Origin of the sequence: Janthinobacterium woesei, from assembly GCF_051380875.1 — a bacterium.
Lineage (GTDB): Bacteria > Pseudomonadota > Gammaproteobacteria > Burkholderiales > Burkholderiaceae_D > Janthinobacterium.
In genome coordinates, this window is the sequence record NZ_JBNYXW010000018.1 from 34,643 (window position 1) to 49,679 (window position 15,037).

Sequence of the window (15,037 nt, forward strand, 5' to 3'; positions counted from 1 at the left end):
CGATGATAGGCCGTCTCTCCGGTATTTTGCTTGAAAAGAATCCGCCTCAATTGCTGGTCGATTGCCAGGGCGTCGGCTATGAAGTCGACGTGCCGATGAGCACGTTTTACAACTTGCCACACGTGGGTGAAAAAGTAGTGCTGTTTACGCACCAGGCGATCCGCGAAGATGCGCATCTGCTGTTTGGTTTCGGCAATGCGGCCGAGCGGGCCGTGTTCCGCCAGTTGATCAAGATCACGGGCGTGGGCGCGCGCATGGCGCTGTCGATACTCTCCGGCATGACGATTGCTGATCTGGCGCAAGCCATCACCTTGCAAGACTCGGGCCGCCTGGTCAAAGTGCCGGGCATCGGCAAGAAGACGGCCGAGCGCCTGCTGCTGGAATTGAAGGGCAAGCTGGGCGCCGATATCGGCGCGGGCGGCGCGCATGCGGTACCGGACGCACAATCGGATATCCTCAACGCGCTGGTGGCGCTGGGCTACTCGGACAAGGAAGCGCTGGCGGCCGTGAAGAGCGTGCCGGCCGGCAGCGGCGTGTCCGATGGTATCAAACTGGCGCTGAAAGCGCTGTCGAAAGGCTAACACCGCATGAGTATCCAGACCGACAGCTTCACGGAACAGCGCATCATCGATGCGGCGCCCATCTCGCACAACGAAGAGGCGATCGAACGCGCCTTGCGGCCCAAGCAGCTCGATGAGTATGTGGGGCAGGAAAAGATCCGCGACCAGCTGGAAATCTTCATCACGGCTGCGCGCCAGCGCAAGGAAGCGCTCGACCACACCTTGCTGTTCGGCCCGCCGGGCTTGGGCAAGACGACGCTGGCGCACATCATCGCGCGCGAAATGGGCGTCAACCTGCGCCAGACTTCCGGCCCCGTGCTGGAACGTCCGGGCGACCTGGCGGCGATTTTGACGAACCTGGAAGCGAACGACGTCCTGTTCATCGATGAAATCCACCGCCTGTCACCCGTGGTCGAAGAGATTCTGTATCCGGCGCTGGAGGATTATCAGATCGATATCATGATCGGTGAAGGCCCGGCCGCCCGTTCCGTGAAGCTCGATTTGCAGCCGTTCACGCTGGTCGGCGCCACCACGCGCGCCGGCATGCTGACCAATCCGCTGCGCGACCGCTTCGGCATCGTCGCCCGCCTGGAGTTCTACAACACGGGCGAATTGACCAAGATCGTCACGCGCAGCGCAGCCTTGCTCAATGTGCCCATCGACCCGGAAGGCGCGCACGAGATCGCCCAGCGCGCGCGCGGCACGCCCCGTATCGCCAACCGCTTGCTGCGCCGCGTGCGCGATTTCGCCGAAGTCAAAAGCAATGGCGAGATCACCAAGGTGGTGGCCGACCGCGCGCTGGTCATGCTCGACGTCGATTCCGTGGGCTTCGACGTGATGGACCGCAAGCTGCTCGAAGCGGTGCTGTTCAAGTTTGGCGGCGGCCCCGTCGGCATCGGCAACCTGGCAGCGGCCATCGGCGAAGCGGCCGATACCATCGAAGACGTGCTGGAACCGTATTTGATACAGCAGGGCTTCCTGCAGCGCACGCCCCGTGGCCGTGTCGCCACGCCGGCCGCCTATCTGCACTTTGGCGTCAGCGCGCCGCGCATGGGCCCCGGCGGCGAAGCGTGGGAACTGTGATGGCGGACGATAGCTGCGGCGGACAGCCGCCCGGCATGCCGGGTATGCAAATCTGGATCGATGCCGATGCCTGCCCCGTTGTCATCAAGGAAATCCTGTACCGCGTGGCGGACCGCCTGGAATTGCCCGTGACCCTGGTGGCCAACCAGGGCTTGCGCGTGCCGCCGTCGCGTTTCATCCGCACCGTGCAAGTGCCATCCGGCGCGGACGTGGCCGACCAGGAAATCGTGCGCCTGCTCAATCCGGGCGACCTGGTGATCACGGGTGACATCCCGCTGGCGGCCGACGTGCTGACCAAGGGTGGTTTTGCGCTCAATCCGCGTGGCGAGTTTTACACGAAAGACAATATCGCCCAGCAACTGACGATGCGCGCCTTCATGGAAGAATTGCGCAGCGGCGGCGTCGACACGGGCGGCCCGGCCGCCTTCAACCAGTCGGACCGGCAACAGTTTGCCAATAGCCTGGACCGGCATTTGAGCAAGTACCACCGCAAGGCGGCGTGAGACCTGGACGACAGGCTTAAAAAAACCGGCTTGCGCCGGTTTTTTTACGTGCCAGTTTGATTTAACGCAAACTTAGCGCACGACCTTGCGCGTGCCCACCACTTCCACCGTCACGCGGCGGTTCTTGGCGCGTCCGGCGGCGCTGTGATTATCGGCCACGGGCTGTGCTTCTCCCTTGCCTTCCGTGTAGACGCGGTTCGTCTCCACACCTTGCGCCACCAGGTAAGCCTTGACGGCTTCGGCGCGGCGCAAGGAGAGTTTCTGGTTGTAGGCGTCGGAGCCGACGGCATCCGTATGGCCCACCGTGATGATGACTTCCAGATCCATGCCTTGCAACTGGCCCAGCAACTGATCGAGCGCCGCCTTGCCTTGCGGTTTGAGGGCTGATTGATCGAAATCAAACAGCGCTTCCGAGGCAAACGACACTTTTTCCGAGACGGGGGGCGGTGCCGGTGCCGCCACGACGGCAGGGGCCGGCATGGTTTCGCTGATCGGCGGCAATGCCGCCTGTGGCGCTGGCTGGTAGGCCGGCGTGGCGCTGGCCGGGCGGCCCAGTTTATACACCAGGCTGACCGAATACAGGTCGGCATCGCCACGGTTGCCCACGGCGTCGTTCAGGCGATAGCGTTCCACTTCGCCGCGCAAGGCCAGCGCCTCGCTGAACTTGTATTCCAGGCCCAGGCCCAGCTTGGCATTGAGCTTGCGCAAGCTGGCATGCGTATTCGTCGATCCCAGCAGGCGGTTGCCGCTAAATTCCGTGTTCGTCTTGGTGTAGTGCATGCCGACCCGGCCCAGCAGGGACAAACGCTGCGACAGCGGCAGCTGGCCCAGCAAGTCCAGGTTCACGCCGCGAAAGCCCGCTTCACCGTTCAGCACGCCATTGCCGCTGGTGCTCGACTTGAAGTCGAACTTGCCCAGGTCAAAGTAGCCTGCTTCCACGGCCAGATAGCGATTCAATTGCCGGCCGACAAACAGCTTGTAGCCCGTGTCGCGCTGGTCCTTGCTGAAACCGGTGACCGTCTCACCGTTGGCGGCCAGGCTGGCGCGCAGGCGCGGCTCGTCGATCGTGGCGCGCGACTGGCCCACGCCCGCGCCGATGTACCAGGCGCTGTCGGCCCAGTCCGGGTTGATGAAGGTGTTGTCTTGCGCGTGCGCCGCTTGCGCTGCCAGCAGCGCGCCGGCCATCACGCCCAGGGCGCCCATTGTGTTTGCGATAGTCATGGTCATGTCCGTTTATTTGGTGATCTGGTTATTGCGCAGGGTAACGGCAGCGGCCGTCAGCACGCGGCCGTTGAGCAGGGTCGTGTTGTCGCCCACCGTGATAGCGGCCGACTGGCCCAGGATATTGCCCTTGAAGACGCTATTGGCGGCCAGGGTGGTCGGGCCGACGGGCAGCCAGCTGACGTTGGCGGCGGTGGCGCCGTTGTTCAGGGCGACGACCGAGTTGGCGGTCGAGTCCAGGGTCAGCGCCGTGCGGAAGATATATACGCCAGGGCCGTTTAGGGTCAAGGTGCCGGTGATGCTGATTGCGCCGGCATAGCAATACACGCCCGGACCAAAGGTCTGGCCGCCCAGGTCGATGCCGCCGGCAAAGCTGACGTCGCAGCTGCGGCTGTTGCCATCCGTGATCGCCGCTTGCAAGTCCGTCATGGCGCCGGCCAGGATGGCGCCCGACTTGTAGTTGGTAAAGCCCGCCGCCTGGGTCGGGTCGACGGTCTGCGACGGCGCACCGACGTCGCCCGTGATCAGGGTGGTGCCGCCCGAATTATTCGTCAGCGAGGTGCCGGCCAGCACGCCGAATGGCGCCGCGCGGCCCAGATTGATCGAATTGAGCACGGGCGCGATGGCGACAGCGGTGACGTTCAGGAGCGCGCTGCCCGATTGGCCGCCAGCGGTGGCGGTGATGCTGCTGGTGCCGGCGGCGATGCCGGTGGCGAAACCCGTGCCCAGCACGGTCGCGGTGGCGGTGCTGCCCGAGGTCCAGGTGGCGCTGCCGGTGATGATGGCCTTCGAGCTATCCGAGTAGGTGGCGGTGGCAACGAATTGCTGCACGCCGCCGACGGCGATGCTGGCGTTGGCTGGCGTGACGGTGATGCTGACCAGGCTGGCGGCAGGCACGCTGACGCTGGTGCTGGCGCTCTTGCCGTTGAAGCTGGCCGTGACGATGCTGTTGCCGCCGGCAACGCCGTTCACCAGGCCGCCGCTGGCGACGCTGGCGAACGCCGGTGCGGCGGAAACGAAGGTGCTGCTGGCCGTGACGTCGGCGGTGCTGCCGTCCGAATAGGTGGCAACGACGGCCAGCTGGCGCGTCGCGGCGACGGGGACGATCGGGTTTTGCGGCGTGACGGCGAGCGACAGCAGCACGGCAGGCGTCACCGTCAGCACGGTGCTGGCGCTGAGCGTTCCCGTGGTGGCGGTGATTTGCGTGCTGCCGGCAACCTTGCCGAGCGCCAGGCCGCCAGCGGCAATGCTTGCCGTGGCGGGGCTGGCCGAGGCGAAGGTCGATACGGCCGTGACGTTGCGCGTGCTGCTGTCGCTGAAGGTGCCGGTGACCATGAATTGCTGCGTGCCGCCGATGGCCACTGCTGGCGTGAGCGGCGTGAGGGCAATCGCCGTGAGCACGGCGGGCGAGACGGTCAATTGGGCCGCTGCGCTCTTGCCGCCAAACGCGGCGCCGATGCTGCTGGTGCCGGCAGCCACGCCGGCGGCAACGCCGCTGCTGGCGTTGACCGTGGCGCTGGCCGGCGTGGCGGAAGTCCAGGCCGCCTTGGCGCTGACGTCTTGCGACGAGCCATCGCTATACGTGGCGATGGCCGTGAATTGCTGGCCCGCGCCGATGGCGATCGTGGCCGTGGCAGGCGTAACGGCCAGGCTGGACAGGGTAGCGCCTGGCAAGCCGAGGATGGGCTCGCGCCCCTGGTCGCCGCCGCCGCAACCGGCCAGGGCGGCCATGGCCAGCAAACCTGCCGAGACGAGCAGCGGGGTCATATAACGCTTGAGGATGTTCATGTGTTTCCTTTGTGCATGGGCAGTGATTGCCGGGCATCTGCGGATGAGGTCATCCGCCAGAGCCATGCCGCCCTTCGCTACAGGGCGATGGCGTCACAGGCATGCACTATTTCATTTAGGAAATTACAAGTATGTTCGGTGGCGCGCATAGCTTGCAGCTAGGGTGAAATTTGGCAAAAAGGGGGCAGATTCGGCCTGGAAAACAACAGCATGGATAGACAGGCAGGCGTAAAAAAGCCGGCGCAGCGGCCGGCTTCGATAGGGCAGGGGCGCTGCCTTACTCTTCGCGCACCCACGTTTGCGAACGGCCAAACATCGGCACGCCCACGTAGCCGCGCACTTGCAGCTTGTTGCCGCCTTCGCTCAGTTCAGCCTTGCTCTTGTAGACCTTGCCGCTGGCCGGGTCCGTGATTTCACCGCCCGTCCATGCATTGCCGTCTTTTTTCAGGCCCGTCAAAATGGTCAGGCCGATCATGGGCTGATCCTTGTTGGCGCCTGTGCACTTGTCGCACTTGGGGTTTTGATCTTCTTCAGGGCCACGGAACAGCTTTTCGATCTTGCCTTGCAAGACGCCGTTGTTTTCCGTGATGACGACGAGCGATTTCGGCTTGCCGCTGGCATCGTCGATGGTTTTCCACGTGCCCACGGGGGTGCTATTGTCACCGCGCGCGCTGGCGCTGCCGGCGATGGCCAGGGCGGCCACCAGTACGCTTACTTTGAAGGTTGTTTTGAATAATGTACGCATCGCTAGTCTCCATTGGTTTTTTTGGTCGTTACACGAACAGTTTATATACCAAGGCAAGACCAGCAGCGTTGCGCGGCGTCACGGGTGACGCCGCGCACACTCTCCAAACTTGCCTTATGCGCTTGCTAGTTTAGCAAACTGTTCGCGCAATTTTTCAATTGTGGCTGAAAAACTGAGCAAGCGCTCGTTTTCTTGCGCAACAATCGCGGCAGGCGCGCGCGCGACAAAGCTTTCATTGCCCAATTTACTGTTGACCTTGGCAATTTCTGCTTCGATGCGGGCGATTTCCTTGCCCAGGCGCTCGCGTTCGGCAGCCACGTCGATTTCCACTTTCAGCATCAGCTTGGTGGTGCCGACGATGGCCACGGCGGCAGGAGAGTCCGGCAGCGTATCGACGATCTGCACTTCGGCCAGCTTGCCCAGCGACTGGATGTACGGCGCGTACGATGCCAGCGCCGCTTTCTCGCTGGCATTGCCCGCTTCGACGATCAGCGGCACGCGCACGGATGGAGAAATCTGCATTTCGCCGCGCAGGTTGCGTGTCGCGTCCGTCAAGGCTTTCAGCTGGTGCATCCAGGCTTCGGCCGATTCATCGATCTTGCTGGTGTCGGCGATCGGATACGGCTGCATCATGATCGAATCTTCGGCCTTGAGCGTCTTGCCAGCCAAAGGCGCCACCGTTTGCCACAGGGCTTCCGTGACGAACGGGATGATCGGATGGGCCAGGCGCAGCACCACTTCCAGCACGCGCAGCAGGGTGTGGCGGGTGGCGCGCTGCTGGCCTTCCGTGCCTTGCTGTACTTGCACCTTGGCTACTTCCAGGTACCAGTCGCAATACTCGTCCCAGACGAACTTGTAGATGGTGGCGGCGATATTGTCGAAACGGAAGTCTTCGAAGCCCTTGGCCACGTCCAGCTCGGCTTTTTGCAGCAAGGAAATGATCCACTTGTCGGCTTGCGACAGATCAACGTCATTTGGTGTGCAATCCTTGCCTTCCGTATTCATCATGACGAAACGGGTGGCATTCCACATCTTGTTGCAGAAGTTGCGGTAGCCTTCGCAGCGGCCCAGGTCGAAGTTGATGCTGCGGCCCAGCGAGGCGTAGCTGGCCATGGTGAAGCGCACGGCGTCCGTGCCATAGGCAGAAATGCCGTCGGGGAATTCCTTGCGCGTCGCCTTGGTGATCTTTTCCGCGTCGCGCGGGTTCATCAGGCCCGTGGTGCGCTTGACGATCAAGCCTTCCAAGTCGATGCCGTCGATCAGGTCGATCGGGTCGAGCGTGTTGCCCTTCGACTTGGACATTTTCTGCCCCGTCGAATCGCGCACCAGGCCGTGCACGTAGACGGTTTCAAACGGCACCTTGCCCGTGAAGTGCGCCGTCATCATGACCATGCGCGCGACCCAGAAGAAGATGATGTCGAAACCCGTCACCAGCACGGACGACGGCAGGAAGGCCTTCATGTCTGGTGTTTCTTCAGGCCAACCCATGGTCGAGAACGGCACCAGGGCCGACGAGAACCAGGTGTCGAGCACATCGTCGTCGCGTTTCAACGGGCCCGTGCTGCCGGCCGCCTGCGCCTTGGCTTGCGCCTCAGCTTCGGTCTTGGCAACGAAAATATTGCCGGCGTCGTCGTACCAGGCGGGAATCTGGTGGCCCCACCACAGCTGGCGCGAGATGCACCAGTCCTGGATGTTATTGAGCCACTGGTTGTAGGTGGTGCTCCAGTTTTCCGGCACGAACTTGATTTCACCGTTGGCCACTTTATCCAGCGCCGTCTCGGCGATCGACTTGCCTGGGAAGAAAGTGCCTTCCGGGGCCGGTTTGCTCATGGCGACAAACCACTGGTCCGTCAGCATCGGTTCGATGACGACGCCCGTGCGGTCGCCACGCGGCACCATCAGTTTGTGCGGCTTGACTTGTTCCAGCAAGCCTTGTGCGTCCAGGTCGGCGACGATCTGCTTGCGCGCGGCGAAGCGGTCCATGCCGCGATACGCTGCCGGCGCGTCGTCGGTGATTTTCGCGTCCAGCGTCAGGATGATGATCTGCGCCAGCTTGTGGCGCTGGCCCACGGCGTAATCGTTCATGTCATGCGCAGGGGTAATCTTGACGCAGCCCGTGCCGAATTCCTTGTCGACGTACTCGTCGGCGATGACGGGGATTTCGCGGTCCGTCAACGGCAGTTTCAGCATCTTGCCCACCAGCGCTGCGTAGCGCTCGTCCGTCGGATCGACGGCCACGGCGACGTCGCCCAGCATGGTTTCAGGGCGCGTGGTAGCCACCGTCAGGAAGCCGCTGCCATCAAGCAGCGGGTACTTGATGTACCACATCGAGCCGTCTTCTTCCTCGGACACCACTTCCAGGTCGGACACAGCCGTGCCCAGCACGGGGTCCCAGTTGACCAGGCGCTTGCCGCGGTAGATCAGGCCTTGCTCGAACAGGCGTACGAAGACGTCGGTGACGACTTTCGAGCGCGGCTCGTCCATCGTGAAGTATTCGCGTTGCCAATCGGCCGAGGCGCCCAGGCGGCGCATCTGCCCGGTGATGATGGAACCCGATTTTTCTTTCCATTCCCACACTTTTTCCACGAATTTCTCGCGGCCCAGGTCATGGCGCGAAATCTTTTGCGCATCCAACTGGCGTTGCACGACGATTTGCGTGGCGATGCCCGCGTGGTCGGTGCCGGGGATCCAGGCCGTGTTGTGGCCCAGCATGCGGTGGTAGCGCGTCAGGCCATCCATGATGGTCTGGTTGAACGCATGGCCCATGTGCAGGGTGCCGGTGACGTTCGGCGGCGGCAACTGGATGCTGAAGGAAGGTTTTCCAGCATCGAGGGTGGCGGTAAAGTAACCGCGCTGTTCCCACTCGGTGCGCCAGAATTGTTCAATGTCGGCGGGCTCGAAAGACTTGGCTAATTCCATGATTTGGCGTGTGATTGGCAAAAGGAACCATTATAGATGACGCGGCATCGCCTGCAGCGCGGCAAGCACCATTTTTCAGTGTTTTGGCGGCTTGCAGGACCATTGGCGGGCAAGCGAACGAGGGTAAAACAGGTGACGATGTTATAATGTCGGCCTCGGCGTCGCCTCCCATTCCACTTTGCAACACGAGCGGACGGCGCCAGCGGGCCGAAGTCAACTATCACTTTGCCTGCATCATCCAGGCTGGGCGCAGCAGCGCTGCCAGCCACTTTCAGTGCGTCCCCTGCGGGCCGGGCGCCTGAGCCACGCGCACCGCCAGCGGTGCACCATTCACGGCGGACTACCGCGCGCCATCGTTTTGTCGGCCGCGCCGCCACAGCTTAGCCAGGAATGTTGTTATCTGGCCAGTCGTCTTTCGATACGGCACTCTGCGCAGAGCGCCTAAGTAATTTAGCTGCCTGTGGCCGTGCCATGGCCGCTTTCCTGGTTTTGCCTGCATAAGGAATACCAGCATGAAACAACTCTCGATCACCGTCGCCCTTGCCGCCATCGGCGCCACCGCAGCCATGCCCTCCGCCCACGCCCAGTCATCCGTTGATGTGTATGGCTTGATGGATGCGGCCCTGGTGCAGGAGCGGGGCATCAGCAAGCTCACCAGTGGCGTTTCGGCCGGTTCACGCCTGGGTCTGCGTGGCACGGAGTCCTTGGGCAATGGCTTGCAAGCCGTGTTCACGCTGGAAGCGGGTGTCTTGAGCGACACGGGCCGCTCGGACCAGGCGGGGCAGCTGTTTGGCCGGCAGGCCTTTGTCGGCGTGAATAGCCCGCTGGGCATGCTGACCGTGGGGCGCCAGTACAACTTGCAAAGCCAGGCGCTGACCGACGTGGCCGACCCGTTCGAAGGCGGCATGGCGGGCGCCTCGACCAACCTGGCCGGCTATTCGGCCACGCGCATCGACAATACGCTGCGCTATACCTCGCCTGAGCTGCGCGGCGTCACGGCCACCGTGATGGTTGGCTTTGGCGAACACACCGGTGTTGCGGCAGATCAACGTTCGCTGGGCCTGGCCCTGGGCTATGTCGATGGCCCGTTGACCTTGCGCCTGGCGCGCCAGAGCCGCGGCGGCGAATTCGGCAAGGCCGACGTCGACAACACCATTTTGGCCGGTAACTACAACTTTGGCGTGGCCACGGCGTTTGCCGGCTATGGCCGCAACACGGGCGACGGCAGCAGCATGTTCTTTGCCGAGAATCCCTACGGCGCGGCGCAGGCGCCGGCCCAGTCGAGCGACAGCCGCGATGCCATCGTCGGCGTCTCCGTGCCGCTGGGCGCGACGACCCTGCTGGCCTCGTTCATCCACAAGGATGACCGCGATAGAGCCAACCGCGACGCGCAGCAGCTGGCCATCGGCGCCACCTATGCCTTGTCCAAGCGCAGCAAGGTGTATCTGGCCTATGCACACATCCGCAACCGCAACGATGCCGCCTACATGGTAGGCAACGCCACCGAAGTGGGTAGCGGCGAGCGCGCGCTGAACATCGGCCTGCGCCACGCGTTTTAACGCTGCTGGTATAGTGAAACAGGACTGTCCGTTCGCTAGCGAACGGACAGTCCTGAGCGATTCACATTATAGTCATGCCACTATGCAAGCGCTGTGTTACGCTGCATTCCATGGCGGCTCTCGTTCCGACGCCTTTCAAACATCTCCTAGCTGACGACTGGAAACCAGGAGTCTTGCCCATGTCGAGTCCGCAATCCGTGCTGCAAGCGCTGCCGCATAACCCGAATCAAAACCATTTGCTCGCCGCCATGCTCGACGCCGATTTCGCGCGCCTGGCGCCGCACCTGGAGCAAGTGCCCATGCTGCTGGGCGACGTCATCTACGATTCCGGCGACAAGCTGCAGCATGTGCATTTTCCCACCACCGCCATCGTTTCCCTGCATTACCTGCTGGAAAACGGCGGCTCGTCCGAGATCGCCGGCGTCGGCAATGAAGGCGTGGTGGGCGTGTCGCTGTTTATGGGCGGCAACTCCACGCCCAGCCGCGCCGTGGTGCAGACGGGCGGCGTCGGCTACCGCCTGAAGGCGCATGTGCTGATGGAAGAATTCGACCGCGCCGGCCCCGTCATGCGTTTGCTGCTGCGCTACACGCAGGCGCTGATCACGCAGATGTCGCAAACGGCCGTGTGCAACCGCCACCATACTGTGGAGCAGCAACTGTGCCGCTGGCTGCTGCTGACCATGGACCGTTTGCCGGGACGCGAACTGACCATGACGCAGGAACTGATCGCCAACATGCTGGGCGTGCGCCGCGAAGGCGTCACCGAAGCAGCCGGCCGCTTGCAGGCGCGCGGCTTCATCAGCTACCGGCGCGGGCATATCACGGTGCAGGACCGGGCCGGCCTCGAAGGCCACGTCTGCGAATGCTATGGCGTGGTCAAGAAGGAATTTGCGCGCCTGCTGTCGGACGTGCGCCTGCGCCAAGGCAATTGAGCGCCACCTTCCTCTCCCTCATCGTCGTCACAGCCAGGTTATGCCATGCAAACAGTAGATAAAATTCCCTCCCGCGCCACATCGCGCTGGCCCATGGCGTTGGCGTTTGCCTTCAGTGCCATCGTACTGCTGGCCGTCGGCGTGCTGGCTTGGCGCGCACCGTTCGAGACGGCCGTGCTGATCGACGCGCTGGTGTTCCTGCTGCTGTTGCTGCTCGTGGCGCTGTACCGGCGCACGGTGGCGGCCAGCCTGCCGCGCCAGCTGCTCAAGGCGGGCGCCTTGCAGGATGCGATTTTCAATAGCGCCAATTTCTCTTGCATCGCCACCGATGCGCAGGGCGTTATCCAGATTTTCAATGTGGGCGCCGAACGCATGCTCGGCTACGAGGCCAGCGAAGTAGTCGACAAGCTGACGCCCGCTGGTATTTCCGATGCGCAAGAAATCATCGCCCGCGCCGCAGCGCTCAGTGCCGAACTCGACACCGTTATCACGCCTGGCGTGGAAGCGCTGGTGTTCAAGGCCACGCGCGGCATCGAAGACATCTACGAGCTGACGTATATCCGCAAGGATGGCAGCCGTTTCCCCGCCATCGTTTCCGTGACGGCCTTGCGCGACGTGCAGAGCAAGGTCATCGGTTACTTGCTGATCGGCACCGACAACACGGCCCGCAAGCAAGTTGAAGCGGAACAGGCGCTGCTGGATCAGCGCCTGCGCGACCAGCAGTTTTATACGCGCTCGCTGATCGAATCGAATATGGACGCCCTGATGACGACCGACCCGCGCGGCATCATCAGCGACGTCAACCAGCAGATGGAATCGCTGACGGGCTGCACGCGTGACGAATTGATCGGTGCACCGTGCAAGAATTACTTTACGGAACCGGAACGGGCCGAGGAAGCGATCGCCCGCGCCTTGCGCGAAGGAAAAGTAACCAATTACGAGTTGACGGCCCTGTCGCGCGACGGCAAGCAAACCTTTGTTTCATACAACGCCTCCACTTTCCACGACCGCGACCGCAAGCTGCAGGGCGTGTTTGCCGCCGCGCGCGATGTGACCGAGCGCAAGCAGTTCGAGCAAGCCTTGCAAGACACGAATATCGAGATGGAAAAGGCCCGCCAGGCGGCGGAAAAAGCGAACCTGGCGAAGTCCGAGTTTCTGTCGAGCATGAGCCATGAATTGCGCACGCCACTCAATGCCGTGCTGGGCTTTGCCCAGCTGATGGCGTCCGAGACGCCGGCGCCCAGCTTGCCGCAGCAGCGCTCGATCGACCAGATCCTCAAGGGCGGCTGGTATCTCTTGCGTTTGATCAATGAAATCCTCGACCTGGCCATGATCGAATCGGGCAAGGTCACCATGTCGGAAGAGGCCATGTCGCTGCTCGACGTGCTGCAGGATTGCCAGGCGATGATCGCGCCGCAGGCGGAAAAACGCGGCATCGGCATGCATTTCCCCCGCTGCGGCAAGGCCTTCTATGTGCATGCGGACCGCACTCGCGTGAAACAGGTGATGATCAACCTGCTGTCGAACGCCATCAAGTACAACCAGAGCGGCGGCAGCGTGAAGGTCGAATGCAGCCGCCATGGCGACCGCGTGCGCGCCAGCGTCACCGACACCGGCGCCGGCCTCGACGCCGGACAAATGGCGCAGCTGTTCCAGCCGTTCAACCGCCTGGGCCAGGAAAGCAGCACGGAAGAGGGCACGGGCATCGGCCTGGTCGTCACCAAGCAGCTCGTCGAGCTGATGGGCGGCGCCATCGGCGTCGACAGCACGGTGGGCGTAGGCACCACCTTCTGGGTGGAATTCAAGGCGTCGCGCGCGCCCGAGCTGCACCTGGAACAGGGCGCAGCCTTGCCCGTGGTGCAGGAAGACCAGGATGACCAGCGCACCTTGCTGTACGTGGAAGACAATCCCGCCAACCTGGCGCTGGTGGAGCAATTGATTGCCCGCCGCAGCGACTTAAAGTTGCTGACGGCCGTCGATGCGCACCTGGGCATCGACCTGGCACGCACGTATCAACCGGACGTGATCTTGATGGATATCAACCTGCCCGGCATCAGCGGCTACGGCGCGCTGCATATTCTGCACGACGATCCGCTCACCAGCCACATTCCCGTGATGGCGCTGTCGGCCAATGCCGTGCCGCGCGACATTGAAAAAGGCCTGGAAGCGGGCTTCTTCCGCTACCTGACCAAGCCGATCAAGGTCGTCGAATTCATGGACGCGCTCGACGTTGCCCTGCACCATGCGGCAGCGCACGGCCTGGCCGACGAGACTCACGAAGTACGCTAATTCAGCATTTATTTTTAGGAAGACCGCCATGCTTCAAGCCACCGAGATTCTGAACGCCAGCATCCTCATCGTCGATGACCAGGAGGCCAATGTCATGCTGCTCGAACAGGTGCTGCGCAGTGCCGGCTATACGCGCATCACCTCCACCATGGACCCGCAAGCCGTGCACGCGCTGCACCAGCAGCACCGCTACGACCTGATTTTGCTCGACTTGCAGATGCCGGAAATGGATGGTTTTGAAGTCATGGAAGGCTTGCGCGACATCGAGGTTGGCAGCTACCTGCCGGTGCTGGTGATCACGGCCCAGCCTGGTCACAAGCTGCGCGCGCTGCAGGCCGGCGCGAAGGACTTCGTCAGCAAGCCCTTCGACCTGGTGGAAGTGAAGACGCGCATCCACAATATGCTCGAAGTGCGCTTGCTGCACCAGAAGCTGGCCGAATACAACAAGTCGCTGGAACAGAAGGTGGAAGAGCGCACGGCGCAATTGCGCGAAAGCGAAGCGCGTTTCCAGCGCTTCACGGAACTGTCGTCCGACTGGTACTGGGAACAGGATGCGCAGGGCAACCTGACGCGCTTTTCCGGCCCAGTCGCCGAAATGCTGGGTATCGGCAGCGAAGACGAACCGCAGCGCTGGAACGCGGCCGAGCGCGCATTGCTCGACGCCAAGATTGCCGCGCGCGCACCGTTCCTCGACTTCATCTACAGCCGCGCGAATGTGGACGGCAGCACGCAGTACCTGCAGGTCAGCGGCGAACCGATGTTTGACAAGGGCAGCCGCTTCATCGGCTACCGGGGCATCGGCCTCGATGTGACGGAGCGGGAGCGCTCGCGCAAGGTTTGATTTGTGGCAGGCTGATTTATACTTGGCGGTATCGACATCGACAAGGAACCATCATGGCCCAAAAATTGCCACCCGTAGCACCTGCTCAATACTGGTTCCCGGCCAAGACCTACGGCTGGGGCTGGGGCTTGCCCATCACCTGGCAGGGCTGGCTGGTCTTCCTGGCCGCGCTGGTGTTGTTCGCAGGCGGCGCGTTCCTGTTTCCGCCGCAAGAGATGCTGGTAGGCTACGTCGCCTATGAGGCGGTCATCGTTGCCGCGCTGATAGTCGTGTGCCATCTGAAGGGCGAACCGACCCGCTGGCGTTGGGGCAAGAAATAAGCGCCGATGCGCAAAGACCACACGCACATGAAATTATCTGGCCACGCGGCATGAAACACGTATAATTGGCTCGCTGCCGCAAGGCGGCAAACGCTAGGGGTCCTGCCTTTCGCTGTGGAAACACGGTGCAAGCGCGGGTGAGAAATACCCTCCGAACCTGATCTGGATAATGCCAGCGAAGGGAAGCTTTAGGATAAGCGCACCTGCCATTTCCGCGTGCGCGCATCCGAACCTCCTTAGCTGGCTCCAGGCTGAATAGAAAAGCTAAGCCAAGGAG

General features: G+C 62.6%; 12 protein-coding genes and 1 riboswitch. Of the genes, 8 read left to right on the forward strand and 4 right to left on the reverse strand.

Annotation, left to right across the window (positions count from 1 at the left end; translation table 11 throughout):
• Window positions 1-2: 2 nt before the first annotated feature.
• Genes ruvA through ACQ4W6_RS20330 form a run of 3 tightly spaced genes read left to right on the forward strand, consistent with a single transcriptional unit; the run spans window position 3 to window position 2,146 of the window.
• Window positions 3-581, forward strand: coding sequence for a Holliday junction branch migration protein RuvA (gene ruvA, locus ACQ4W6_RS20320; protein WP_436568983.1), 579 nt, complete (start codon window positions 3-5; stop codon window positions 579-581).
• A gap of 6 nt (window positions 582-587) precedes the next feature.
• A complete protein-coding gene (gene ruvB, locus ACQ4W6_RS20325; RefSeq protein WP_436568984.1) occupies window positions 588-1,643 on the forward strand; it encodes a Holliday junction branch migration DNA helicase RuvB in 1,056 nt (351 codons plus the stop codon).
• Between the two features lie 44 nt (window positions 1,644-1,687).
• The gene (locus tag ACQ4W6_RS20330) at window positions 1,688-2,146 is read left to right on the forward strand and encodes a YaiI/YqxD family protein (protein ID WP_436569079.1); all 459 of its coding nucleotides are present in this window, start codon (window positions 1,688-1,690) and stop codon (window positions 2,144-2,146) included.
• Window positions 2,147-2,218: 72 nt separating this feature from the next.
• On the opposite strand, the gene ACQ4W6_RS20335 is transcribed toward ACQ4W6_RS20330, so the two are convergent.
• The 4 genes from ACQ4W6_RS20335 to ACQ4W6_RS20350 all read right to left on the reverse strand — a co-directional run bounded on the left by ACQ4W6_RS20335 (window position 2,219) and on the right by ACQ4W6_RS20350 (window position 8,819).
• Entirely contained in the window at window positions 2,219-3,367 is a 1,149-nt protein-coding gene (locus ACQ4W6_RS20335; RefSeq protein ID WP_436568985.1) for an OmpA family protein, read from the reverse strand.
• A 12-nt stretch (window positions 3,368-3,379) separates the two neighbouring features.
• Window positions 3,380-5,155, reverse strand: a complete 1,776-nt coding sequence (locus ACQ4W6_RS20340; RefSeq protein ID WP_436568986.1) for an Ig-like domain-containing protein — start codon at window positions 5,153-5,155, stop codon at window positions 3,380-3,382.
• 277 nt (window positions 5,156-5,432) lie between these two features.
• A complete protein-coding gene (locus ACQ4W6_RS20345) occupies window positions 5,433-5,900 on the reverse strand; it encodes a DUF2147 domain-containing protein (RefSeq protein ID WP_436568987.1) in 468 nt (155 codons plus the stop codon).
• A gap of 114 nt (window positions 5,901-6,014) precedes the next feature.
• Window positions 6,015-8,819: a valine--tRNA ligase gene (locus tag ACQ4W6_RS20350; protein WP_436568988.1), complete on the reverse strand. Its 2,805-nt coding sequence runs from the start codon at window positions 8,817-8,819 to the stop codon at window positions 6,015-6,017.
• A gap of 512 nt (window positions 8,820-9,331) precedes the next feature.
• Between ACQ4W6_RS20350 and ACQ4W6_RS20355 the strand changes: the two genes are divergently transcribed.
• The 5 genes from ACQ4W6_RS20355 (at window position 9,332) to ACQ4W6_RS20375 (ending at window position 14,760) form a co-directional block, all read left to right on the forward strand.
• Window positions 9,332-10,378, forward strand: a complete 1,047-nt coding sequence (locus ACQ4W6_RS20355) for a porin (RefSeq protein WP_436568989.1) — start codon at window positions 9,332-9,334, stop codon at window positions 10,376-10,378.
• Between the two features lie 179 nt (window positions 10,379-10,557).
• Window positions 10,558-11,310, forward strand: coding sequence for a Crp/Fnr family transcriptional regulator (locus ACQ4W6_RS20360; RefSeq protein ID WP_436568990.1), 753 nt, complete (start codon window positions 10,558-10,560; stop codon window positions 11,308-11,310).
• A 45-nt stretch (window positions 11,311-11,355) separates the two neighbouring features.
• On the forward strand, window positions 11,356-13,599 hold the full coding sequence (locus tag ACQ4W6_RS20365; RefSeq protein ID WP_436568991.1) for a PAS domain S-box protein: 2,244 nt from the start codon (window positions 11,356-11,358) through the stop codon (window positions 13,597-13,599).
• A gap of 28 nt (window positions 13,600-13,627) precedes the next feature.
• Window positions 13,628-14,440 carry a response regulator gene (locus ACQ4W6_RS20370; RefSeq protein ID WP_436568992.1) on the forward strand — a complete coding sequence of 271 codons (813 nt, stop codon included), beginning with the start codon at window positions 13,628-13,630 and terminating at the stop codon, window positions 14,438-14,440.
• A 53-nt stretch (window positions 14,441-14,493) separates the two neighbouring features.
• Entirely contained in the window at window positions 14,494-14,760 is a 267-nt protein-coding gene (locus tag ACQ4W6_RS20375) for a hypothetical protein (protein WP_436568993.1), read from the forward strand.
• 85 nt (window positions 14,761-14,845) lie between these two features.
• Window positions 14,846-14,961, forward strand: a riboswitch (TPP riboswitch).
• Window positions 14,962-15,037 lie beyond the last annotated feature (76 nt).

Bases quoted from the DNA above. Each gene is read 5' to 3' on its own strand.
- ACQ4W6_RS20340 (WP_436568986.1), bottom strand. From the start codon at position 5,155: ATGAACATCCTCAAGCGTTATATGACCCCGCTGCTCGTCTCGGCAGGT.
- ACQ4W6_RS20335 (WP_436568985.1), bottom strand. From the start codon at position 3,367: ATGACTATCGCAAACACAATGGGCGCCCTGGGCGTGATGGCCGGCGCG.
- ruvB (WP_436568984.1), top strand. From the start codon at position 588: ATGAGTATCCAGACCGACAGCTTCACGGAACAGCGCATCATCGATGCG.
- ACQ4W6_RS20375 (WP_436568993.1), top strand. From the start codon at position 14,494: ATGGCCCAAAAATTGCCACCCGTAGCACCTGCTCAATACTGGTTCCCG.
- ACQ4W6_RS20365 (WP_436568991.1), top strand. From the start codon at position 11,356: ATGCAAACAGTAGATAAAATTCCCTCCCGCGCCACATCGCGCTGGCCC.
- ACQ4W6_RS20370 (WP_436568992.1), top strand. From the start codon at position 13,628: ATGCTTCAAGCCACCGAGATTCTGAACGCCAGCATCCTCATCGTCGAT.
- ACQ4W6_RS20330 (WP_436569079.1), top strand. From the start codon at position 1,688: ATGCAAATCTGGATCGATGCCGATGCCTGCCCCGTTGTCATCAAGGAA.
- ACQ4W6_RS20350 (WP_436568988.1), bottom strand. From the start codon at position 8,819: ATGGAATTAGCCAAGTCTTTCGAGCCCGCCGACATTGAACAATTCTGG.
- ACQ4W6_RS20355 (WP_436568989.1), top strand. From the start codon at position 9,332: ATGAAACAACTCTCGATCACCGTCGCCCTTGCCGCCATCGGCGCCACC.
- ruvA (WP_436568983.1), top strand. From the start codon at position 3: ATGATAGGCCGTCTCTCCGGTATTTTGCTTGAAAAGAATCCGCCTCAA.
- ACQ4W6_RS20360 (WP_436568990.1), top strand. From the start codon at position 10,558: ATGTCGAGTCCGCAATCCGTGCTGCAAGCGCTGCCGCATAACCCGAAT.
- ACQ4W6_RS20345 (WP_436568987.1), bottom strand. From the start codon at position 5,900: ATGCGTACATTATTCAAAACAACCTTCAAAGTAAGCGTACTGGTGGCC.